This is a genomic window from Arthrobacter sp. B1805, from assembly GCF_002929745.1.
GTDB lineage: Bacteria > Actinomycetota > Actinomycetes > Actinomycetales > Micrococcaceae > Arthrobacter_D.
Genome location: NZ_PJIQ01000005.1, coordinates 153,262 through 174,955 on the forward strand (window position 1 = coordinate 153,262; position 21,694 = coordinate 174,955).

15 protein-coding genes are annotated in these 21,694 nt (G+C 68.3%); 4 read left to right on the plus strand and 11 right to left on the minus strand.

Annotated elements, in window-relative coordinates; translation table 11 throughout:
- Window positions 1-21 precede the first annotated feature (21 nt).
- The 4 genes from CXQ96_RS07600 to CXQ96_RS07615 are packed head-to-tail and all read right to left on the minus strand — an operon-like array spanning window position 22 to window position 5,511.
- Window positions 22-762: a thymidine kinase gene (locus CXQ96_RS07600; protein WP_104117432.1), complete on the minus strand. Its 741-nt coding sequence runs from the start codon at window positions 760-762 to the stop codon at window positions 22-24.
- The gene (locus CXQ96_RS07605) at window positions 755-1,960 is read right to left on the minus strand and encodes an alkaline phosphatase family protein (protein WP_104117433.1); all 1,206 of its coding nucleotides are present in this window, start codon (window positions 1,958-1,960) and stop codon (window positions 755-757) included. Before CXQ96_RS07605 ends, CXQ96_RS07600 begins: the two co-directional genes overlap by 8 nt.
- Before the next feature lie 6 nt (window positions 1,961-1,966).
- The gene (locus CXQ96_RS07610) at window positions 1,967-2,644 is read right to left on the minus strand and encodes a DUF5998 family protein (RefSeq protein WP_104117434.1); all 678 of its coding nucleotides are present in this window, start codon (window positions 2,642-2,644) and stop codon (window positions 1,967-1,969) included.
- A gap of 47 nt (window positions 2,645-2,691) precedes the next feature.
- A complete protein-coding gene (locus CXQ96_RS07615; RefSeq protein WP_104117435.1) occupies window positions 2,692-5,511 on the minus strand; it encodes a bifunctional GNAT family N-acetyltransferase/acetate--CoA ligase family protein in 2,820 nt (939 codons plus the stop codon).
- Window positions 5,512-5,633: 122 nt separating this feature from the next.
- Here CXQ96_RS07615 and CXQ96_RS07620 point away from each other — a divergent pair, with 122 nt between their 5' ends.
- A complete protein-coding gene (locus tag CXQ96_RS07620) occupies window positions 5,634-8,243 on the plus strand; it encodes a DNA topoisomerase (ATP-hydrolyzing) subunit A (RefSeq protein WP_104117436.1) in 2,610 nt (869 codons plus the stop codon).
- Window positions 8,244-8,401: 158 nt separating this feature from the next.
- Here the strand turns inward: CXQ96_RS07620 and CXQ96_RS07625 are convergent, their stop codons facing one another.
- The 4 genes from CXQ96_RS07625 to CXQ96_RS07640 form a co-directional block, all read right to left on the minus strand.
- Window positions 8,402-9,454: an N-acetyltransferase gene (locus tag CXQ96_RS07625; RefSeq protein WP_258058937.1), complete on the minus strand. Its 1,053-nt coding sequence runs from the start codon at window positions 9,452-9,454 to the stop codon at window positions 8,402-8,404.
- Window positions 9,455-9,578: 124 nt separating this feature from the next.
- On the minus strand, window positions 9,579-13,238 hold the full coding sequence (cydD, locus tag CXQ96_RS07630; protein ID WP_104117437.1) for a thiol reductant ABC exporter subunit CydD: 3,660 nt from the start codon (window positions 13,236-13,238) through the stop codon (window positions 9,579-9,581).
- Window positions 13,239-13,258: 20 nt separating this feature from the next.
- Window positions 13,259-14,281, minus strand: a complete 1,023-nt coding sequence (gene cydB / locus CXQ96_RS07635) for a cytochrome d ubiquinol oxidase subunit II (protein WP_104117438.1) — start codon at window positions 14,279-14,281, stop codon at window positions 13,259-13,261.
- A 93-nt stretch (window positions 14,282-14,374) separates the two neighbouring features.
- Window positions 14,375-15,949, minus strand: a complete 1,575-nt coding sequence (locus CXQ96_RS07640) for a cytochrome ubiquinol oxidase subunit I (protein WP_104117439.1) — start codon at window positions 15,947-15,949, stop codon at window positions 14,375-14,377.
- Window positions 15,950-16,172: 223 nt separating this feature from the next.
- Between CXQ96_RS07640 and CXQ96_RS07645 the strand changes: the two genes are divergently transcribed.
- Both CXQ96_RS07645 and CXQ96_RS07650 read left to right on the plus strand, forming a co-directional pair.
- Complete coding sequence (locus CXQ96_RS07645) at window positions 16,173-16,541, plus strand: BlaI/MecI/CopY family transcriptional regulator (protein WP_104117440.1); 369 nt, start codon at window positions 16,173-16,175, stop codon at window positions 16,539-16,541.
- 7 nt (window positions 16,542-16,548) lie between these two features.
- Entirely contained in the window at window positions 16,549-17,544 is a 996-nt protein-coding gene (locus CXQ96_RS07650) for a M56 family metallopeptidase (protein ID WP_104117441.1), read from the plus strand.
- 111 nt (window positions 17,545-17,655) lie between these two features.
- On the opposite strand, the gene CXQ96_RS07655 is transcribed toward CXQ96_RS07650, so the two are convergent.
- Entirely contained in the window at window positions 17,656-19,764 is a 2,109-nt protein-coding gene (locus CXQ96_RS07655) for a type IIA DNA topoisomerase subunit B (RefSeq protein ID WP_104117442.1), read from the minus strand.
- Window positions 19,761-19,898 (minus strand): hypothetical protein, encoded by a 138-nt coding sequence (locus CXQ96_RS18610; protein WP_219816108.1) that lies wholly within the window; start codon window positions 19,896-19,898, stop codon window positions 19,761-19,763. The genes CXQ96_RS07655 and CXQ96_RS18610 overlap by 4 nt, the downstream gene beginning before the upstream one ends.
- Window positions 19,899-20,028: 130 nt before the next feature.
- Between CXQ96_RS18610 and CXQ96_RS07660 the strand changes: the two genes are divergently transcribed.
- Window positions 20,029-20,250, plus strand: coding sequence for a hypothetical protein (locus CXQ96_RS07660; RefSeq protein ID WP_104117443.1), 222 nt, complete (start codon window positions 20,029-20,031; stop codon window positions 20,248-20,250).
- Between the two features lie 216 nt (window positions 20,251-20,466).
- On the opposite strand, the gene CXQ96_RS07665 is transcribed toward CXQ96_RS07660, so the two are convergent.
- Window positions 20,467-21,684: an RNA polymerase sigma factor gene (locus CXQ96_RS07665; RefSeq protein ID WP_104117444.1), complete on the minus strand. Its 1,218-nt coding sequence runs from the start codon at window positions 21,682-21,684 to the stop codon at window positions 20,467-20,469.
- Window positions 21,685-21,694: the final 10 nt, after the last annotated feature.

Consider the following 21,694-nt stretch of genomic DNA (forward strand, 5'->3'; position numbering starts at 1 on the left):
AACCGGTCGCCCTGGCAGAACTCAGATCCGGCCGGATTCCCGTTCCCGTGGGTCGAGCTGCCGCGGGTCGAAGGGAAGCGGTTCCTCGTTGGAATAGAGGGACGGCGAGGTCCTCGACGTCTGGCGGCGCATGTGGTGCCGCCGGCAGAGGGTCTCGTAGCCGACCACGGATTCCCGACCGGCTGTGCGCACTGCGTCCGTCGCGGCCGCGAAGCTGTCCTGATCGATCGGCTGATCGACGTCGCCCACCACCATCTGGTCGCCTTCGACGACCATGACGCCGTCCACCGTCCGAGCGTTGTGGGTGGCCCGCTTGCCGCACCAGCACAGGGCCTCGACCTGCAGCACCTGCACCCGGTCGGCGAGCTCTATGAGCCGCTGGGATCCGGGGAACAGCCGGGTGCGGAAGTCCGAGGTGATGCCGAAGGTGAAGACGTCGATGTCCATCTCGTCCACCACGCGCGCGAGCTGGTCGATCTGAACCGTCGTATAGAACTGCGCCTCGTCGCAGATGACGTAGTCGATGCGCGCTCCCATGGTCTGTCGCAGGGTCAGCTCCGCCCAGAAGTCGGTCCCGGGGAAGACCTCGACGGCGGGAACCTGCAAGCCGAGGCGGCTGGAGATCATGGACTCGCCTGCGCGGTCGTGCGAGCTGAACAGGATCCCACGCCGCCCGCGGGCCTTGTGGTTGTGATCCATCTGCAGGGCAAGGGTCGACTTGCCGCAGTCCATGGTGCCGGAGAAGAACAGCAGCTCAGCCACGCTCGGCCCCCTTTCCACTCCCCCGGCGACGTCCGCCACCGATCGGTGGAGCCAGGGTCAGCAGTGGGATGTCCCGCTCCGCCCGCGTCAGGGAACCGTGCTGGCCGACCACGCCGAAGGCGGCAGGCTGGACGCGGCGCCCGTCGATCAGGGCGATGCCCTCCCTCGCCAGGACGACCAGGTCACCGATGCGCGGCAGCACCGTGTCCGCCACGGCGCCGAAGTAGCCGTGATCCACCGCTTCCTTCCGCGTGAGGATCCAGGCCTTCGAACCGAACACCTCGTGCCAGCGCGCTGCTACCGCCTCACGCTCTGTAGCGGCCAGGCCCTGCTCGAAATAGAGGTGCAGCATGCGCGGTTCGCCTCCTGTGTGCGCGAGGCCGTGAAGAAGCTCCGGGCGCTCGGAGTAGTCGATGCGCTGGGAGGCGGGTATATCGACCATGCCGTGGTCCGCCGTCAGGAGCAGGAGGGTGTCGGGCGGGACCCGGCGGGCCAGCAGCTTCAATGCCGCGTCGAGGTCCTCGAGCGCCCTCACCCACTCGGTGGAGTCGATTCCGTACCGGTGGCCGGCCTTGTCGAGATCGTTCACGTAGAAGTACATGAGCATGCGCGAAGCCTGCGAAAGGTGCTGCGCTGCGGCATCGATCCTTGCGTGGATGGTGTTGGCTCCGACGAAGATCCCACCGCGCAGTGCCGCCTGGGTCATGGGCGACTCCGCGAATCGCGGCTGACTCACCGTCACGACGGGAAGGTGCTCGGATACGCGCTCGAAGACCGTCGGGTGGGGCTGCCAGGCAAGAGGATCGACGCCGGCATCCCAGCCTCCGAGCATGTTGACGACGCGTCCCTGCGCCGGGTCCAGGACGTCGTAGCCCACCATGCCGTGCTGTCCCGGCGGGAGCCCGGTCCCGAGACTCGCCAGTGAGGCGGCCGTCGTCGATGGAAAAGCCGAGGACAGCACCCGTGCCGAATCGAGGCTGTCGCGCAGGAACGGAGCATGCGCCGCGTGCTTCTTGAGCAGGACCATCCCGAGACCGTCCACCATGACGACAACGATCCGGCGGGACTCCGGCAGCGTGAGGGCATTGGCGAAGGAGTCCACTCCGAGTGCTGCGGCGGAGCTGGTCATCACCTCGGCCACGGTGGAGGCGCCGTAGGCCGGTGGAGCCGGAAGGGGTTCCCGGTGCAGGAAGGGCATCAATCGCTACCGCTGGTGGTGCGCCCGGTTGAACCGGCCGCCGAACCCGGGCTGACGACGGGGCGCGTCGTCCGGTGCGGGGAGGTACCCCCCGGACACGGGGCTCGCCGTATTGACCTTCCGCAGCGCGCGCGCGAACCCCTTCGCGTTCTGCACGGCCTGCGCACCGTCCGCCTCCGCACTGACCCGCAGGACGATGTCCTCCTGGGCGACGGTGCCGGTGAAGCCATGGTCGGCGTCGCACTGCGGGTCACCGCAACTGGCAGGTCCGATGTCGAGGCGCTGTCCGCCCGACCACGCGATCGCGAGCGTCATCTCACGGACCGGGTCGCTGGGCTTGTAGTCCTGGGGCTGGGCGTAGAGGTAGCTGAGGACCACGGACCGGATCTGGCTGACCGGAACCGATTCCGTCGAGACCTGCGCCATGACCTGCTCGCCGGCGTCGTCCAGCTGCTGGTCGTCGACGTGGGTGATGACCAGCATGTCCTCGGTGAGCACCAGCACCGTGATGTGCCGGTGGACCTCCGTGCGCTCGAAATGCGTCTCGAGGTGCGCTACGTGCGACAGTGGCTCCCGACCGTCGAGGGCGTCGTGGACGACGTCGGCCACGAGCCGTGGGTAGAAGCCGGCGCGTTCGAGCGATGCATCGAGGTCACGCCACTGGGCGGAAGGCGATGGGGTCATGTCCCCAGTTTCCCCCACCGACCCGTGGTGTGCCTAACCAGCAGGCGTCAGTCACGCATCGCGCGGCGGGCGCTGTCGGTTCGTCGCTGCGGGTTGCCCACGTCGATCGCGGCACTCAGCACGGTGAGGCCCGACGTCGCGACGAGCACGGGATTGAAGTCCAGCCGGGCGATGTCGGGGTGGTTGTCCTTCATGACCGCCGTGCGCGCGACCAGGTCCTCGATCGCCGCGACGTCCGCGGGCGGGAGCCCCTGGTAGCCGAGCAGCTTCCGGGACGCCCTCGGAGCCCTGACGAGGTCCGCGATGTCACCCGTGCTCAGCGGGGGGACCGCGTGCGCCCAGTCGTCGAGCAGGTTGACGGCGTCCCCTGCCATGCCGAAGGACACCACGGGGCCCATGAGGGGATCCTCGATGGCACGGATGCTGCAGGCCTGGCCGGATGGCGCCATCGACTGTACCTCCATGCCGAAACTCCCGAAGCCGGCCAGGACCTTCTTCATCTGCTCGATGTTGTCCCGCAGGGACTGCGCGTCGTCGATGTTCAACCGGACACCGCCGAGGTCGAGGCGGTGCCTCAGGTGCTCGTCCATCGTCTTCAGTGCAACCGGCCAGCCCAGCCGCTCCGCATGCTCCACCGCTTCCTCCGTCGACGAGAAACGGGCCGACGGAAGCAGCCGGACACCATAGGCGCCCAGAAGCGCCGCGCATTCCTCCGGGGTGAGGCGGGTGAGTTCGACGTCGGTGACGCGCGAGCGTACTTCCATCAGGATCCTCGACGCGGCGTCCGCATCGACGCCCTCCGGGTCGAGGAACTCGCCGTGGTCGCGCGAGCGCCAGAGCGAGTACCTGACGACGGCACCGAGCGCAGCGAGAGCAGAGCCCGGACTGGGGAAGCACGGGAGTCCGCGCTGCAGCTGCAGCGGTTCGTCCGCTACCTGTCCGGCCGACCCTGTGACATCGACCGGGCCACGCGCTATCGGGCTGTCGAGGGGCAGCCTGACCGGCGCTGTCGCCGCCGGTGTCGGCCCGGCGGCAGGGCCAGTCGCAGGGGCTGTCGAGGCGGCAACGAGTCCGTCGAGCTGCAGTCGCGCGTCGAGGATGCCGGTGAAGGAGGCGATCACCGGCTTCCCAGCCGTCTCTGCACAGCGCTGCAGGCAGGCGGCCAGCGCTTCGGCGGTGAGCCCGCGGGCAGGCAGGGTGGTGACGACCGCCGCGTGGACCGATACGTCCTGGAGTGCCTGGAAGACAGCCGATTCGAGGGCAGGCAGGGCCACCGACTGTCCTGTGTCGAGCTGCAACCCCGCGTCGAGGTGCGCGACGGTCATGCCCTGTGAGACGACCCCGTCCGCCACGACCTTCCCGAGAGCGGACGAGTTGCTGAAGACGGCGACTCCGGGTCCCTGCGGCAACGGCTGGCTCGCGACGATCTGGGCGATGTCCATCAGCTGCTCGGTCGTCTCGACCCTCATGACGCCCGATTGCCGGAGCATCGAGTCCAGTGCGCCGCGAGGAGCCTGACTGGTACGGACGGCGTGTCCCGGCGGGAGCTGCAGCCCGGTGACATCGGACTTCGCCACGATGACGGGCTTGGTCCGGGCGAGACGGCGGGCTATGCGCGAGAACTTCCTCGGGTTGCCGATCGACTCGAAGTAGAGGCCCACGGCGCGTGTGGTCGGATCGTCCTCCCAGAACTGCATCGCGTCGTTGCCGGACACGTCGGCGCGATTGCCCGCGGAGATCACGGACGAGACTCCGAGCCCGCGGCGGTACGCGCTGGCGTACAGGAGCACTCCGAGGCCTGCGGACTGGCTGAACAGCGAAAGCGCTCCCCGTCGGGGCAGGTCGGGCGCCATCGAGGCGTTGAGGCGCACCTCGGGATCGGTGTTGACGAGCCCGAGCGACGCGGGTCCGACGACGCGCATCCCGTGAGCCCTTGCCCGGTGCACAAGGGCCCGCTGGCGCGCGAGCCCGTCGGCGTCATCGTCCGCGTATCCGGCCGTCACGACGAGCAGGCCCTTGACGCCGGCCCGCGCGCACTCGTCGACGACGGCGTCGACCTGATCGTAGGGCACGGCGATGACCGCCAGGTCGACGGGCTCCGGCACCTCGGCCAGCGAGCCGTGGGAGATCATGCCGTGCAGTTCGAAGGCCTCGGGGTTGACGGCGTAGACCCGCCCCGTGAAGCCGCCGTCGATGAGATGTTCCAGCAGGGCGTACCCCACCGTGCCCCACTCCCGGCTCGCGCCGATGACCGCGACCGACGACGGCGTCAGGAGTTCGGCCATGCTCCTGGCCTCGGCGCGATGCTCGCGGGCCTCCATGACGGCCTGGGACCTGCGCGTGGGGTCGATGTCGAAACGGAGCATGACGACGCCGTCGTCGAAGTGCCGCTCCACCTCGTAGCCCGCTTCGGCGAAGACGGTGATCATCTTGCGGTTCTCGGGCAGCACCTCTGCCGAGAACCGCCGGATCCCGTTCTCGCGGGCGGCGACGGCGAGGTGTTCGAGCAGGATGGAGCCGACTCCGCGGCCCTGGTGGTGATCCGAGACGTTGAATGCCACCTCGGCCTCCAACGGATCGTCGAGCCGGTCGTAGCGGCCGATCCCGATGATGTCGGTGCCGCGCGTGATGACGAACGCCGCGCGATCGCGGTGGTCCACCTCGGTGAACCGCTTGAGCTCCTTTGCGCTGAGCTTCGCCTTGTAGGTGAAGAAGCGCAGGTAGATCGAGTTCTGCGACTGCCGCACATGGAAGGCCTGCACCGCGTCCGCGTCCGCGGGCGAGATGGGCCGCAGGTGCGCGGTTCCGCCGTCGCGCAGGACGACATCAGCTTCCCAATATTCCGGGTATTGTCCGTCCGCCACCATAGACTCAGGGTAGTCGGCATCCCCCCGACCGTGGGTCGGACGCAACCGGAACCGCCTGCGGGGCCCGGATGCCCGCCGACCACCCGATCACACACCTGAGTTGTTGAGGAACCGCCACGCACATGGCCAGGCGCCAGAACTCCGCTCCGCCGGAGGATTTCACCGAGAAGATCATCGACATCGACGTCGAAGCCGAGATGGAAGAATCCTTCCTGGAGTACGCGTACTCCGTCATCTACTCGCGCGCTCTTCCTGACGCCCGCGACGGGCTGAAGCCCGTGCAGCGGCGCATCCTGTACATGATGACGGACATGGGGCTGCGCCCGGACCGTGGCCATGTGAAGTCCGCACGAGTCGTCGGCGAGGTCATGGGCAAGTTGCACCCGCACGGGGACAGCGCCATCTACGACGCCATGGTGCGGATGGCGCAGGACTTCTCCCTGAGGCTTCCGCTGATCGACGGGCACGGCAACTTCGGCTCGCTCGACGACGGTCCTGCCGCTGCGAGGTACACCGAAGCGCGCCTCGCCGCCGCCGCCCTCACGATGACGGACCACCTCGACGAGGACGTCGTCGACTTCGTCCCGAACTACGACAACCAGCTCACCCAGCCGGAAGTGCTGCCGGCCGCGTTCCCGAACCTGCTCGTCAACGGGGCCAGCGGCATCGCCGTCGGCATGGCGACCAACATGCCACCGCACAATCTGGGGGAGGTCGTCGCGGCGGCACGACACCTCATCGCCAACCCGGATGCCTCGCTCGAAGACCTGACGCGTTTCGTCCCGGGTCCCGATCTCCCGAGCGGCGGCAAGATCGTCGGTCTGGAGGGCATCCGGGACGCGTACGCCACCGGCCGCGGTTCCTTCAGGACCCGCGCCACCGTGACCGTCGAACAGCTGTCCGCGCGGCGCACCGGGCTCGTGGTCACGGAGCTCCCCTACACGGTCGGGCCCGAGAAGGTCATCGAGCGCATCAAGGACGCCGTCACGTCCAAGAAGCTGCAGGGCATCTCCGACATCGTCGACCTCACGGACCGCATGCACGGCCTGCGCCTCGTGATCGAGCTCAAGAACGGGTTCAACCCCAATGCGGTCCTCGCGCAACTGTACCGCTTCACGCCGATGGAGGACTCCTTCGGCATCAACAACGTGGCCCTCGTCGACGGGCAGCCGCGCACCCTCGGGCTGGTCGAGCTGCTCCAGGTCTACATCACGCACCGGATCCTCGTCGTCCGCCGTCGCACGTCCTACCGGCTGCAGCGCAAGCGGGACCGCCTGCACCTCGTGGAAGGCTTGCTGGTCGCGATCGTCGACATCGACGAGGTCATCCAGATCATCCGGTCCTCCGACGAGTCCTCGGCGGCGCGCGAGCGGCTCATGGCCATCTACGACCTCTCGGAGATCCAGGCCAACTACATCCTGGAGCTCCGACTCCGTCAGCTGACGAAGTACTCGCGGATCGAGCTGGAGAAGGAACAGGAGCAGCTCCGCCTCGAGATCGCCGAGCTCGAGGCCATCCTCGGCTCCGAGGGACGGCTCCGCGCGCTCGTGTCCGACGAGCTCGCCGAGCTGTCGGAGCAGTTCGCGACGCCCCGCCGCACGGTGCTCCTCGAATCCGAGGCCGCGGCGCCGCTCAAGGGCTCCGTCCTCCCCGCTCCCGCCGGCAAGGGTGCAAAGGCCGTCCTGCCGCTGGAGATCGCCGACGATCCCTGCTGGGTCCTGTTGTCCGCCTCCGGCCAGCTCGCGCGCACCTCCGACCGCCAGCCGCTCGGTGACGGCCAGCGCATCAAGCACGACGCCTTCCGGTCCGTGTTGCCGTCGACGGCACGCGGAGAGGTCGGAGCCGTGACGTCCGCCGGTCGCATGATCCGGCTCCAGGTCATGGACATGCCGGCCCTTCCGCCTACCGCCGGTGTCCCGAACCTCGCCGGCGGCGTGCCGTCGTCCGAATTCATCACCCTGCAACGGGGTGAGAGCCTCGTGGGGCTGGCGCCGCTCAACGGCGTCATGGCGCTCGGAACAGCACAGGGAGTGGTGAAGCGGGTGCAGCCGGACTATCCGCTGAACCGGGACGACTGGGAGGTCATCTCGCTCAAACCGAAGGACAAGGTGGTCGGCATCGCCGCGGCGTCGGATGCCGATGACCTCGTATTCATCACACGTCTCGCCCAACTGCTGCGCTTCCCGGCGTCGGCGGTCCGTCCCCAGGGCCGCACGGCCGGCGGCATGGCAGGCATCAAGCTGGCCCCCGGCGACAGCGTGCTGCACTTCGGCGCCGTCGCGAACGGGGACGACCAGGGCGTGGTGGTGACGATCGCCGCGGCAGGGAACGCACTGCCGGGTACGGCCGCCGGTTCGGCGAAGATCACCGAGTTCGCCGAATACCCAGCCAAGGGGCGTGCCACGGCCGGGGTGAGGGCCCATCGCTTCCTGCGCGGGGAGGAGTCGCTGTCGCTGGCGTGGGCGGGCCACGGTCCGGCGCGCGCCGCGTCGGCCAACGGGGTTGCACGGGCCCTTCCCACGGAGCACGGGCGGCGCGACGGCTCGGGGGTCCCCCTGACGCAGCAGATCGACGCCGTCGGGCCGAGCCTGCTCGGGCTCATCGAAGCGTCCCGCCCGGCGGCACCGGCTGCGGGCGGATCCTCCGGGGGTGTTCGGATCGTGGACGGGTCGGCCCCCGAGGTCCCCGTGACGGAGCAGGATCCCGACGACGGGCAGGGCACGCTGCTCTAGATCGACCCCGTTCTCTCTCGACGCCGCTTCCTATCGACGCCGCTCGGAGCCCTGATGCCGGCTCGGTCACCCGTTCCCGCAGGGGTGCGGGGCAGCTCGCCCCGCCATGCAGGGCGGCGAGCCGGGAGGTGTGTGTCGGGAAGCGCGACGGACGTTTCCTACTCAGCGCCTACTCTCAGCGGCAGGTCGAACACGATGGAGCGCTGCGTGGGCACGTAGCCCATCCGCTCGTAGAGCCCCAGCGCTCCCGAGGGGTTCTCGGTATCGACGCCGAGGCCCGCGTTCTCCATACCGGCTGCACGGTAGCGCTTCATCGCCTCGGCGAGGAGCGCGGGCGCGAGCCCCCGGCCCCGCCACGTCCTCCTGACACCCAGCAGGTCCGTGTACCCCTCGGAGTGGCCCAGCAGGTCCTTCGAGTCCGGGTCGTAGCTGGCGAGCTGGTATGCGACGACGTCGCCCGCCGCCGGGTCGAGGAGCGCGATACTCCAGTCGGCGCGGAACTCCGGGTGGCTGACCGTGAACTGCCATGACTCCTGGTCACGGGGCTCGCTTCCCCAGTGGTCCTGGAACGCGTCGTTGTGGGCCAGGCGGACCAGTTCCACGATATTGCGGTCCGCACCGTCGGCGAAGCTCACCAGCTCCAGCTCCGGTGGGAAGGGCAGCTCGGGTATCGGCTGGTCGAGCGGCCGCGTCATCTCCGTGAAGTACCGGACGATACTGCTTCCGCTCGCCGTCAGCAGTGCGAGATGCGATGGATTGCGTTCCTCGACGTAGTTCCTGAAGACGCCTTCGGCCTGCCCGGTCTCCCGCAGGCGCATTCCGGCCCGCCACGCCTGCCACTCGAGGACCTTCCGGCCGATGCCGCGCCCGCGCCACACCGGGTCCACGCCCCCGGCCCCGTGCACGAGCGACGATCCGGGATTCATGGACAGGCGTCCGAAGGCGCGCAGCACGCCGTCGTCGTCGAACCCGCCGACGCTGTCCCTGCGAGGGTCGTTCTTCGATGCATGCAGTGCCTGCTCGAGATCAGCGCGCTGCTCGACCCAGTCCGGCTCGTCCTCCGCAGCGATGCGCCTGACCAGTTCCAGCCAGCGGTCGATGTCGGAGTGGGCCAGCGGCCGCCATCGGAGCACCCCCGGCAGGATCGGTGCGGCGGGCCCGGGGGTTCCCGTGGCGTGGACTTCCTGTCCTGGCAGATCGGGCGTGGTCATGATTCCAGCGTATGGCAGGGCGGGCCGCTCTGCGCGGACCTCCTGCCCGAACGCGGGAATCGGGGCCCACCGGACCAGGGTGGCGGGGTGCAACCTGCGGGGTCGCGTGCCTTCCACCCGTGCCTCACACTGCAACCCGGGCTGGTGACGCAGTTGTCGCGCCGAGCACCACGACGTCGTCGCAGGTGGCTGCTTCGTCCGGATCATGGGTGACCAGCAGCACTGCAGTATCGGGGAGCCCCTGCCGCAGGTCCGCCAGCAGCGAGCGGGCGCCGTCAGTATCGAGGTGGGCGGTGGGCTCGTCGAGCAGGAGGACCCTGGTCCGGGTGAGCAGAGCGCGCGCCACAGCCAGCCGCTGGCGCTGGCCGCCGGACAACCGCGATCCGCCCGGGCCGACAGGAGCGTCGAGACCCTGCTCCAGACCGGCCACCATATCCGTCAGCCCGACCGCTCGGATCGTGGCCGCCAACTCTTCCTCGGTGGCGGGATCATCGGGCAGGCGAGCCAGCTGCAGGTTCGACCGCACGCTGGACGAGAAAAGATGGCTCTCCTGGGGACACCAGGCGATGCGCGGACGGTTTCCGTCGCTCGGCGCTCCATCCAGGAGCAGCCGGCCCTCCTCGAGGGGCAGGAACCCCAGCAGCGCCCCGATCAGCGTCGACTTCCCACTTCCCGAAGGACCGGTGAGACCAGTCCAGCGACCGGGCACCAGTTCGAGATCGACGCCGGTCACTACCGGGTGCCCTGCCTCGTAGCCCACATGCGCGCCCTCGAGGGCGATCGTCCGTACCGGGACCTGTCGCCCCACGGCGCCGTCGGGCTCCTCCTGCCACTCATCCGATGAGCCGAGGCGCGGCAGGATCCGGCGGGTGACGGCTGACAGCGGACCCCAGTGCTGCACCGCTGACGTGCCGGCGACGAAGGGTTCGATCAGCGCGAGCTGCATGAGCACGAGTACCGCTGTCAGATCGGCGGGCAGACCCGTTGCAGTCACCAGGATGCCGAGGGCTGTGGTGCAGCAGGCCGCCACGATGACAGCGGTGGAGGCGCCGGCTGCGGCGGCGGATCGCCGGGCGGCGGTCGACGCCTCCCCGTCGAGTTGCGTGGTCGACCGGAGCGCAGCGCGGTGTGCGTTGTTCACGCGCAGATCCGGTGCTGCGCGCAGCAGAGCGGTCACGCGCTCGAGCGCATCCGCCCGGACCCGTACCGCGGCGGCACCGGCGGACCGCTCGCGCACCACCGCGATTGTCGGCGCGACGACGAGTGCGACCGCGACCGGAAGTGCCTGCCAGCCGAGGGATGCCGGGTGCAGTACGGCCGTGGTGACGATCGCGGCAAGCGCCGTCAGCACCGACGTGACGAAGGGCAGCAGGGCCCGGGAGGACAGGTCCCGCAACTCGTCGATGTCTCCGACCAGCCGTTCGATGCCGCCCGATCCGTGCGCGATGGTGCGCCACGACTGTCCCGCTCGGAGGAGGCCGGTCCACAACCGCAACCGGGTGTCGTCGGCGCGGCAGAACACCGCCCGGTGCAGCCAGAGGCGTTCCTCGTAGCGCAGGAGGGAACGCCCGATCCCGAAGAACCGGACGCCGACGATGGCGGTGAGGAGGTAGAGGATCGGCGGTTGCTCGGCGGCGCGCACGATCAGCCAGCCGCTCAGTGCCGTCAGTGCAACGGCGAAGACCGACGCTCCGAACTCCAGGCCTGCTGCGGCAAGGAATCGCCTGTCCCAGGGACGCACGAGGGCCAGGACGCCACGCGCTGAATCGACCACCGTCCGCGAAGGAACAGCGACTGTCATCGCGTCTGGAGCATCCGGCCCGGCTGCGCCCGACGCGCCGGTCGAACGGGCGGCGCCCGGATCGAGTCCCGGATCGACACGGACCCGATCGGCACCCGGATCGGCGCCTGACGCGTCGGCCGGACGGGCCGCACCCGGATCGGCACCGCCCGCGGTTGCGTCGGCCGTCGCGACGTCGGCCGTCGTGAGGCTCGCGGTTGCAAGGGTGGCCGTCGCAGGCGTACGCGGAGGGGAAGCAGGTGAACCGGTCCCGCTCGCTACGGGGCCCAAAGCCCGCCGGGCGGGAGCCGATCCGAGCCACACCTCGCGGGACGCGATGCCGGCAGTGTCGTCGTCGTGAGCGATCAGGAGGACTGTCAGACCGGGTCGACGTGCCTCGATCGCCTTACGGATGGCGCGCGAAGCATCCGCGTCGACGTGTGCGGTCGGCTCGTCGAGCAACAGCAACCGGACCGAGGTGTCCTGGGCCCTCAGTAGCGCGCGGGCGACGGCGACCCGCCGCAGCTCGCCCGGGCTCAGCTCCGCACCCCTGCGCTCCGCGAGTCCCGCTGCGCCCGTGGACGCAAGCTGGTCCTCGATGGCGGGGGCATCCTCGGCCAGACCCGCGTACAGGGCGAGCTCGGCACGCACCGTGCCGAGCAGGAGCTCCGGGTGCTGCGGCACCCAGGCGACGCTGCCGTCATCGCGCCCTTCGATGCGCCCCTCCAGACGGAGCCCGGCGGGGACGGCCGCTCCCCCTGCCATGGCTCGCATGAGGGTGGATTTGCCGGAACCGCTCGCACCGCGAAGAGCCGTCACGGTTCCTGGCTTCAGGACGAACGAGATGTCGTCGACCACCGGTTCGAGGACGCCGTCGTACCGTGCGGTGAGTCCCTGGACCCTGATGCTGCCCGGGACGAGACCCTCGCCCGAGCCGTCATGGGACGAACCGCCGGCGGGGGTGGTGTCCGGTACTGCGGGAGCGTCGATGACTGCGCGGACACTGGCACCCGCCTCCTCGCCGTCCTCGCTGGCGTGGTGCGCCGCACCGACGTCGCGCAGGGGGCCGTAACATTCCGGCGCGAGGATCAGCGCGATCAGTGCTGTCTCCAGGTCGAGGTCCCCGTGGATGAGGCGAACCCCGGCGAACACCGCGACGACGGCGACCGAGATGGTGCTGATGAGTTCGAGCGCGAGCGAGGACAGGAAGACAGTGCGCAGCGTCGTCATGGTGCGCGAGGTGTAGGCGCCGGCGATGTCGCGCAGGGCACGGGTCTGTTCCGCCGCACGGCCCAGCCCGACGAGGACGGGCAGTCCCCTCGCCAGTTCGAGCAGGTGGTCGGAGAGGCGTGCCAGCGCGGCCGCCGCCTGCTGCGTGCGTTCCTGCGTGTGGAGCCCGATCAGCACCATGAAGACCGGCACGAGTGGCACGGTCAGGACGATGATGAGGGCGCTGATCCAGTCGGCTGCGAGGATCCGCGCACCGATCAGCAGCGGAACCACGGCGCAGGTGATCAGGGCGGGGAGGTACTGCGTGTAGTACTTGTCGATTCCGTCCAGCCCGCGGGTCAGCAGCACGGCGAGTGATCCCTGGCCACTGCCCGGGACCGCCGCACGGGTGGTGCCGCCGTCGTCGAGGACACGCAGCAGGGCGGCCTCCCGCATCCGCTCCTTCACGCCGAGAGCGAGGCGCGCTGCGGTCGCATCCTGCCCCCAGGCGGCAACGGTGCGCAGTGCGGCGCCGAGAATTCCCTGCACCAGGACGGCCCGGACGTCCAGCGGCCCCGACGCGGCCGACGCGATGCCGAGCGCGAGGGCCTGCGCCATCAGCACCAGCCCGGCAGCTCGGGCTGCGGCGAGGCCGCCCAGAAGGTAGACCGCTGCCGCCGATCCCGCTGCTCCCGCCGGTCCGCCCGATGTCAGCACTGCCATCGGGGAGACCGGGCGGGCCCGCGGCCTGGTACTGCCTGCCGGGGTGATCGCTGGGTCCTGGTGCTGGGACATGGCCGTCCTGATCGCTTCGCTCACAGCGCGGTGATGGCATGTGCTGCCGGAATACTCGCTTCCGAGACGCGCCGCCGGAAGACCCAGTATGTCCACGCCTGATACGCCAGGACAAGCGGCAATCCGAAGCAGGCGACGACGCTCATGAGGCCGAGCGTGTACGGCGAGGAGGCTGCGTTCTGCGTCGTCAGGTCGAAGGCGTCGTCGAGCGTCGAGGGAAGGACGACCGGGAAGACCGCGCCGAAGATCGATCCGACCAGCGCAAGCATTCCGACGCCGAGCGCCGCGAAGGCACGCCCGTCCCGTCCCGCGGTGGAGGATCGGTGAGCGGCGACGAACGCCACCACGGCGAGGACGACGACGAGCCAGGTGACCACCGATCCCGTGTCGGCCTGGACCAGAAGCGCCCAGCCGACGAACGGGACCATCGCCAGCGGAAGCAAGCGTCGGAACAGGCGGTCCGCCTGACCGCGCACACCCCCTTCGGTCTTCAGTGCAAGGAATGCAGCGGCGTGCACGAGGCAGAACAGCACGACGGCGGCCGCCCCGAGGAACGCCGGAGCGGTGGCCCAGGCGAAAGCGCCACCTACGCGATTGCCGTCGGCGTCGAGCGGAAGTCCCGTCGTCGTCAGCGCGAGGGCGGCGCCGATGCCTGCTGCGGCCGTGAAGGATCCGATCGCGATAGCCCAGTCCCAACGATTGCGCCACGCGTCACTGTCCCGCTTGCCGCGCCACTCGAAGGCCACGGCGCGGAAGATCAGGCCGAGCAGCACGACGAGGAACGGAAGGTAGAGCGCGGAGAGGAGTGAGGCGTACCAGTGGGGGAACGCTGCGAACGTCGCACCGACCGCTGTCACGAGCCACACCTCGTTGCCGTCCCAGACGGGGCCGACGGTATTCAGGAGCACGCGCCGCTGCGTGTCGTTGCGAGCCATGAGCTTCATGAGCATCCCCACCCCGAGATCGAACCCCTCGAGGAAGAGGTATCCGGCCCACAGAACGGCGATCAGTACGAACCAGAGGGTGGGCAGTGCCTCGGTCATCGTGGAACCTTCCAGGCTTTCGGGGCGGTTATCGGTGCGGGAGTATTTCCAGGGGCGCCGTCGACCGTGCCGGCGGATCCGCCGGCAGCGGGGTCAGTACGCAAAGGCGAGGACATCGCCGTCGTCCTTCCTGTCGGGCTGCGGGCGGGACGCCTCGTCCTGATGTGCCAGCTCCGGCATGGCGGAGGCCGTACCGCCGCGGACGTAGGTGAAGAGGAGCTTTACCTCGACGACGAGGAGGACGGCGTACACGGATGTCAGCACGATGAGGGAGGCGACCAGCTCGGCGAGGGACACTCCGGGCGAGACGGCTGCCGCGGTGAACATGAAGACGCTGTCGATGCCGGAGGGATCCGGGTTGGGTGCCACGACGAACGGCTGCCGTCCCATCTCGGTGAAGATCCAGCCTGCCGAGTTGGCGCCGAACGGGGCGAGGATGCCGAACACCGCGAGCCGCATGAGCCAGCGTGACTCCGGGACCGTTCCCCTGCGCAGGACCCACAGGGCGACTGCTGCCGCGCCCGCGGCGATCGCGCCGAAGCCGATCATGATGCGGAACCCCCAGTAGGTCACTTCCATCACCGGCAGGTAGTCGATCTCGGTCCCGGCGCGCTCGCCGTACATGGGGTCGTCCGGAAGCGTCGTGCCGTACTTTTCCTGGTACTCCGGGAGGAGGGTGTTCACACCCTTCACCTCGGTGGTGAAGTCTCCGTTGGCGAGGAAGGACAGCACCCCGGGTACCTCGATGACCGCTGTGATGTCGTCGCAGCTCTGCGCGCCCAGGTTGCCGACGGAGAGGATCGAGAAACCCGTCCCGTCGTGGCAGGCAGCCTCGGCGGCAGCCATCTTCATGGGCTGCTGGTCGAACATGAGCTTGCCCTGGAGATCGCCCGTGATGCCGGTTCCTGCGAAGGCGATCATGGCGACGACGGCGCCGGCGCGAGCGGACCGGAGCCAGACCTTATGGTCCGTCGTGTCGCGGGACCCACTTCCGTTCCCCACGACGACGGCTCCGTCCGGACCGACGGTGTCGAGTCCGTCGTGGCGCCGCTTCCACAGGTGGTACCAACTGATGCCGAGGAGGAACGCTCCCGCGACGGCCAGGGCGCCGAAGACAGTGTGCGGAAACGCCACCAGTGCGGTGTTGTTGGTGAACACCGCCCAGGCGTCCACCATCACGGGCCGTCCGTCGACCATCTCGACGCCCACGGGATGCTGCATCCAGGAGTTGGCCACCAGGATGAAATAGGCGGAGAACACGGAGGCCAGGACGGCTGCCCACAGGGACAGCAGGTGGATGACGCGTGGTAGCCGCCCCCACCCGAAAATCCAGAGGCCGAGGAAGGTGGATTCGACGAAGAAGGCGAGGAGTGCCTCCATCGCCAGGGGAGCTCCGAAGACATCGCCGACGAAGCGGCTGTACTCGCTCCATGCCATCCCGAACTGGAACTCCTGCACGAGCCCGGTAGCCACGCCCATGATGAAGTTGATGAGGAAGAGCTTGCCCCAGAACTTGGTCATGCGGAGGTAGTGGTCCTTGCCGGTGCGGTGCCACATGGTCTGCATCACGGCGACCAGGAGCCCCAGCCCGATGGTCAGGGGAACCATCAGGAAGTGGTAGACAGTGGTGATTCCGAATTGCCACCTGGCAATTTCCAAGGCTTCCATCGGGCCCTCTCAGCAGCGCCTGGCGTCGGCGTCGACAATACTTCTACAGCTTGTAGAAGAAGTTCTACTACATATCGTAGAACAAATTCCGCCTCATTTCTACGCAGAGTAGAAATGTTGGCGACGACGCTGTACGTTAGATGCATCACGCATTATCGCTCCCTGTGGGGAGCGGGTTCGGATCCTTCGCAGGCCCGGATCCAGTCTCGATTGAAGGAAGAACATGGCAACGCTCGGAGACCTCGAACGCACAGTGATGGAACTGCTGTGGGCAACGCCTGAAGCGATGACCGCCAACGAACTGCGGGACGCGATCGCAGAAGCCCCATCGGGAGAAGCGGGGCGCGAACTCGCCGTGACAACGGTGCTCACCGTGTTGTCACGACTGGAGAAGAAGGGCCTTGTGGAGCGGGAGCGCGACAGTCGCCCCCACCGGTACAAGTCCGTGACGAGCCGCGAGGACCACACTGCGGAGCTCATGCACGAAGTCCTCGTGACGGCGCCGGACCGTGAAGCCGTCCTCGCCCGTTTCATCGGCAGCGTCTCGGAGGCGGAGGCCGAGACACTCCGCAAGCTGCTCGGCAGCAGCTGACCCCACCGTGTTCTGGGCCTCGTACCTGCTCGCGGCGCTCGCGATCATCCTCGCCTGGCCCGCCCCTATCGCGCTCTCCCGCGCATCGTGGCCCGCACGAGCTCCCTTCACCGCCATGGTGCTGTGGCAGTCCATAGCTCTCGCGGGCGGGCTCTCCATGATCGGGGCGATGCTCGTCTGGGGTCTGGAACCACTCGGTGACAACCTCATCTCGGCCTCGGCGGGCTTCATCAGGATCCTGCTCGACGACGGCTCCGCCCAGACGCTGGGTGTCGTCCACGTCTTCGCCATCAGCGCAGCAACCCTGCTGTTCGGACACCTCGTCTTCACCCTGGCGCTGACCTTCGTCCGCATCAGGCGGCAGAGACGGCGGCACCGGGACATGCTCAGCCTGCTCAGCTCCCCGGCGGCGAACCAGCCGGCGACGCTCGTGATCAACCATCCCGCACCTGTTGCGTACTGCCTGCCCGGGGGCGCCCGGTCCGTGACCGTCATGTCGGACGGGCTCATGGACCTCCTGACGCAGGCGGAACTCGAGGCCGTCCTGACGCATGAGAACGCCCACCTGCACCAGCGACACCACCTGTTGCTCTGGGCCTTCGCTGCGTGGCGGTCGGCGCTCCCGTGGCTGCCCACCTCGCAGCTGGCGCAGCATGCCGTGAGCGAACTGATCGAGATGCTCGCCGACGACGAGGCCCTACGGCACGTGGACGAGACGACCCTCGTGCGGGCCATCGCCATCGTCGGATCCGGTGCGCTTCCGTCCTCCCGCGACGCGCTCGACGACCCCCTCGCCGACGCGGGCAGGAGAGCGCCCGAACCCGCGATCGCCGATGTGAGTGGTGGCGCGGCCGACGTACAGTCGATCGCCCACCGTGTCCGCCGGCTCCTCACTCCCCTGCCGCCGCTCAGCCGCCTGCAGCAGGGGCTCGCCCTGTCGTCCGCCGGGATACTTCTGGTCGTGCCGCCGGTCCTGCTGGTCGCTCCCGAACTGCTCGGCTGACGCGTCGACCGATCATCAACGGGCAGCCGTTCCTGCTCGCCGGCGCGGTCCGATTCGGCGCACCGGTACCGCGGCACCCGACGTGGAACTCCGAACGCAGCAGTTCCCCCGTCAGGCGTCGATGCGGTCCCGGTCGAGCGACGCTGCTCCGGCGACGATGAAGTCCTTGCGCGGCGCTACGTCGCTGCCCATCAGCAGGTTGAAGACGCGCTCGGCCGATTCGGCCTCCTGGATCCGAACGCGCCGCAGGGTCCGGTGGCGGGGATCCATCGTCGTCTCCGCCAACTGGCCGGCGTCCATCTCGCCCAGGCCCTTGTAACGCTGGATCGGCGACTTGTAGCGCTTGCCCTGCTTTTCCATGGTGGCCAGAAGGCGGGTCAGTTCGGCCTCGGAGTAGGTGTAGATCATCTCGTTGGCCTTCGAGCCACTATTGATCACCTCCACGCGGTGCAGGGGCGGAACAGCGGCATAGACGCGTCCCGCCTCGACCAGGGGGCGCATGTAGCGGAAGAAGAGCGTCAGGAGCAGGGTCCGGATGTGCGCGCCGTCGACGTCTGCGTCCGTCATCAGGATGATCTTGCCGTAGCGGCGCGCGTCGAGCTGGAAGCTCCGCCCCGACCCGGCGCCGACGACCTGGATGAGGGCTGCACATTCTGCGTTGGACAGCATGTCCCCCACCGAAGCCTTCTGCACGTTGAGGATCTTTCCCCTGATCGGCAGGAGCGCCTGGTAGTCCGAGGACCGCGCGAGCTTCGCCGTTCCCAAGGCACTGTCGCCCTCGACGATGAAGAGTTCGGATCGCTCCTGGTCGTCGATCCGGCAGTCAGCCAGCTTTGCCGGCATGGTCGAGGTCTCCAAGGCGTTCTTGCGCCGCTGGGTCTCCTTGTGGACCCTCGCCGAGATGCGGGACTTCATCTCGGCGACGACTTTCTCGAGCAGAAGCGCCGACTGCGCCTTGTCGTTCCGCGCCGGTGAGGACAAACGTGCCTGCAGCTCCTTCTCGACCACCTTCGCGACGATCGCCTTCACCGCGGAGGTTCCCAGGATCTCCTTGGTCTGGCCTTCGAACTGCGGTTCTGCGAGACGGACGGTGAGGACCGCGGTCAACCCGGCGAAGACGTCGTCCTTCTCGATCTTGTCGTTGCCGGCCTTGAGCTTGCGCGCGTTCGCCTCGATGACCTTGCGGAAGGTCTTCAGCAGCGCCTGCTCGAATCCGCTCTGGTGCGTTCCACCCTTCGGCGTCGCGATGATGTTGACATAGCTGCGGACAGTGGTCTCGTACCCGATGCCCCAGCGGAGGGCGATGTCGACGTCGCAGTCGCGCTCCACCTCGGCCATCTGGCTGTGGCCACGCTCGTCCAGAACCGGGACCGATTCCTTGAAGCGGCCTGACCCCTGGAAACGCCACACGTCGGTGACGGCCGCGTCGAGGGCCAGGAACTCGGCGTACTCGGAGATGCCCCCGTCGTGCTGGAAGACCTCCTCCACCGGGCCCGATTCGCCCGGAGTGCCGGGCAGCTTCCGCTCGTCCCGTAGCAGGATCCGCAGGCCCGGCACGAGGAACGAGGTCTGGCGCGCGCGGGTCTGCAGTTCCTCGTAGGAGAAGGTGGCATCCGGCGTGAAGATCTGCCGGTCCGCCCAGTACCTGATGCGTGTTCCCGTCACGCCGCGCTTGGTCGATCCGACCACCTCGAGGCGGGAACCGTCGAGGAACGGTTCGAAGGAGGACGTGGGCGACGGCGTCCTGCCGTCCCTGAAGATGCCCGGCTCACCACGGCGGAACGACATCGCGTAGGTCTTGCTTCCTCGGTCGACGAAGACGTCCAGCCGCGAAGACAACGCATTGACGACGCTCGCTCCGACCCCGTGGAGTCCGCCCGACGCCGTATAGGACCCGCCGCCGAACTTGCCGCCCGCGTGCAATTTGGTGAACACCACCTCGACACCGGTGAGGCCGGTCTTGGGTTCGATGTCCACCGGTATGCCCCGGCCGTCGTCGTGGATCTCGACAGATCCATCGGCATGGAGAATCACGGTGATGCTCTGCCCGTGGCCGGCAAGGGCTTCGTCGACGGAGTTGTCGATGATTTCCCAGAGGCAGTGCATCAGCCCGCGCGAATCCGTCGACCCGATGTACATTCCAGGGCGCTTGCGGACTGCCTCCAGGCCCTCGAGGACCGAGAGGTGGCGAGCTGTGTAGTCCGAAGTGGGGGGTGTCACGGCGGGAAGGTCTCCTTGGCGGAACGGGCACGATCCAGGACAGGCGTCAGGAGGGTGATGGCGGGGAAGAATCGCCTCAGTTTATTACGAGCCGCCGACACCGGCGGGAAGGCGCGTCCCGCGGAAGGATCCACTGCTGGCTTCTGCCGGCTCGTGGTGTGACCCATACCCCTGGTACGCCTGGAGCGAAAGGAGGCCAAGCCTGCGAAGCGGTGACGACGAATAGTGGTTATATGAGTACACGATCCACATGAGGAGGCAATCATGACCACTGCAGTAGCAACTCGCGAACTAACTGCCCTGGACCGCTGTGACCGATGCGGCGCCCAGGCCTACGTGCGGGCAGTCCTTCAGTCCTCCGGTGGAGAGCTTTTGTTCTGCGGCCACCACGCGCGCGCGGTTGAAGCGAACCTCAAGCCGCTCACGTCGGAGTGGCAGGACGAGACACAGCGGCTCCACGAGAAGCCGGCCGTCGTCGGCGACTGAGCGTTTCAAGACGCCGCACCCACACCTCTAGCAAGCGCCCCGTGTACAGGCGCTGACCCTTCGACAAGGGCCCCCTCCACCGGAGGGGGCCCTTGTTGTTGGTGCAGGACGGCATCCGGCTGCTGCTGCACGCTCCCGGGTGGCTCCTGGTACGACGCAGGGCCCCTCCCGGAGGAGAGGCCCTGCGTCGTGGTCCTGACGGGGTGGTCCTGACTGTCAGTCGAGGTAGTCCCGCAGCACCTGCGAACGTGAGGGGTGCCGCAGCTTGGACATGGTCTTCGATTCGATCTGACGGATCCGCTCACGCGTGACTCCGTACACCTTCCCGATCTCGTCGAGGGTTTTCGGCTGGCCATCGGTGAGTCCGAAGCGCATGGCCACGACGCCGGCCTCCCGCTCGGAGAGGGTGTCCAGTACCGAGTGGAGCTGCTCCTGCAGGAGCGTGAAGCTCACGGCGTCAGCGGGCACGACGGCCTCGGAATCCTCGATGAGGTCTCCGAACTCCGAATCGCCATCCTCCCCCAGGGGTGTGTGGAGGGAGATGGGCTCGCGCCCGTACTTCTGCACCTCGACGACTTTCTCGGGCGTCATGTCGAGCTCGAGCGCGAGTTCCTCCGGAGTGGGTTCGCGACCGAGGTCCTGCAGCATCTGGCGCTGGACCCGAGCGAGCTTGTTGATGACTTCCACCATGTGCACGGGAATGCGGATGGTGCGGGCCTGATCCGCCATGGCACGGGTGATGGCCTGGCGGATCCACCACGTGGCATAGGTCGAGAACTTGAAGCCCTTGGTGTAGTCGAACTTCTCCACAGCGCGGATGAGGCCCAGGTTGCCCTCCTGGATGAGGTCCAGGAAGAGCATGCCGCGGCCCGTATAGCGCTTGGCCAAGGACACGACGAGACGTAGGTTCGCTTCGAGCAGGTGGTTCTTCGCCCGCTTGCCGTCATGGATGACGAACTCCAGCTCGCGCTTCAACTTCGGATCCATGTCCGGATCGGCAGCGATCTTCTCCTCTGCGAAGAGGCCGGCCTCGATCCGCAGGGCCAGGTCGACCTCCTGCTCCGCATTGAGCAGTGCTACCTTGCCGATCTGCTTGAGGTAGTCCTTGACGGGGTCAGCCGTGGCGCCCGCCGAGACCACCTGCTGCGCGGGGGCGTCGTCGTCGTCTGCGTCGGAGTAGACGAAGCCGGTGGTCGTGCCGACCTCGGCGGCTTCTGGCTTGAGGTCCTCGGGGTCGACGTCGACGGCGACATCGATGGCGGGGTCCGCGACGTCGAGCGTGTCTACCGAGCCCTGTGCGTCCGAGGTCGAAGCCTTCGCGGCCGCAGCGGAGGAAGCAGCCTTCGTGGCGGGCTTCTTAGCCGCTACCCGTCGCTTGGTAGTGGTGGTACCGGCGTCTGTCGACGCCGGTGCTGCTGTCTTCTTGACCGACACAGAGAACCTT

Excerpts from the sequence above, each read along its gene's own strand:
- CXQ96_RS07605 (WP_104117433.1), bottom strand. The coding sequence starts at position 1,960 with ATGCCCTTCCTGCACCGGGAACCCCTTCCGGCTCCACCGGCCTACGGC.
- CXQ96_RS07660 (WP_104117443.1), top strand. The coding sequence starts at position 20,029 with ATGACCACTGCAGTAGCAACTCGCGAACTAACTGCCCTGGACCGCTGT.
- CXQ96_RS07615 (WP_104117435.1), bottom strand. The coding sequence starts at position 5,511 with ATGGTGGCGGACGGACAATACCCGGAATATTGGGAAGCTGATGTCGTC.
- cydD (WP_104117437.1), bottom strand. The coding sequence starts at position 13,238 with ATGTCCCAGCACCAGGACCCAGCGATCACCCCGGCAGGCAGTACCAGG.
- cydB (WP_104117438.1), bottom strand. The coding sequence starts at position 14,281 with ATGACCGAGGCACTGCCCACCCTCTGGTTCGTACTGATCGCCGTTCTG.
- CXQ96_RS07625 (WP_258058937.1), bottom strand. The coding sequence starts at position 9,454 with ATGACCACGCCCGATCTGCCAGGACAGGAAGTCCACGCCACGGGAACC.
- CXQ96_RS07610 (WP_104117434.1), bottom strand. The coding sequence starts at position 2,644 with ATGACCCCATCGCCTTCCGCCCAGTGGCGTGACCTCGATGCATCGCTC.
- CXQ96_RS07645 (WP_104117440.1), top strand. The coding sequence starts at position 16,173 with ATGGCAACGCTCGGAGACCTCGAACGCACAGTGATGGAACTGCTGTGG.
- CXQ96_RS07640 (WP_104117439.1), bottom strand. The coding sequence starts at position 15,949 with ATGGAAGCCTTGGAAATTGCCAGGTGGCAATTCGGAATCACCACTGTC.
- CXQ96_RS07620 (WP_104117436.1), top strand. The coding sequence starts at position 5,634 with ATGGCCAGGCGCCAGAACTCCGCTCCGCCGGAGGATTTCACCGAGAAG.